An 873-nucleotide genomic window follows, 5' to 3' on the forward strand; every position below is an offset into this window, starting at 1 on the left:
AGGCGGTAATGGGAACATGGGGATGAGCTTAGGCGGCAGAACGTGAAATCGCCTTATGTACCGGTTTTTGAGTACTTACGATTTTTTCTTACCTGTTTCGCCCGGAGAACTGTTTTCCTGGCTGTATTGATGAAAAGAAACATGAATATCATGTCCCCTTGCTTCAGATGATTGATGAAGCTGTTATGAATCGAGCACCTGATCTCAAACACCCAAACCGAAGAATCAACATTGGAGTCCAGTATGGTGGGGTGCCAAGAAGACCACCACAGCTTGTCTGGCATACCCAGTGCAATCATCCTGATCATGTGCAGTCTTTATTGGAGGCTGGCGCCAAAGTAGACCTTCTCTCTGACACATCAGAGTCTGCTTTATTATTTTCCCTGATTGAAGTGGTGAATCATGGAGACCGACGCAGCTTTGATCTTCTAAAACAGCACCCCCATTCTCATGAAACCATGAATATGAGAACGGACAAACTAAAACTAACCATTCTTCTTAAGGCTATTGAGACAGGCCAACCAGATATAGTTGAAACCGTTCTGGGTATGGGAGCTGAAGTAGATAGGCGAGGAGATACCGATGACCAAACGGCACTGAATCTGTGCATCAAACTATTGGGAATTCTTAAAAAAACAGCGGATGAATTTATTAGCGAATGCCGCCAGATTAAACCTGATGATCCTGTACTTATCGAATCTGCTCGAAGGTCATCACATGGAATGCTTGGTATAACAGAAAGAGAGGCAGGTCGTATCATTAGTAAAAGGCATAACGATCCCCTGCACTTATTAGGAGCTGTTGACGTTTCACATTGGTAACCAGACAAAAGCACAAGCCAGAGCTACGACACTGACAAAGTTTCGCTTTAGC

Annotated in this window: 1 protein-coding gene; it reads left to right on the forward strand. The window is 44.2% G+C overall.

The genetic code is table 11. The features are described from left to right. Positions 1-158 precede the first annotated feature (158 nt). Positions 159-821 (forward strand): ankyrin repeat domain-containing protein, encoded by a 663-nt coding sequence (locus tag ABD892_RS10435; RefSeq protein ID WP_345195561.1) that lies wholly within the window; start codon positions 159-161, stop codon positions 819-821. Positions 822-873: the final 52 nt, after the last annotated feature.

It is taken from the genome of Kistimonas scapharcae (assembly GCF_039540975.1).
In the GTDB taxonomy this organism is placed as follows: domain Bacteria; phylum Pseudomonadota; class Gammaproteobacteria; order Pseudomonadales; family Endozoicomonadaceae; genus Kistimonas; species Kistimonas scapharcae.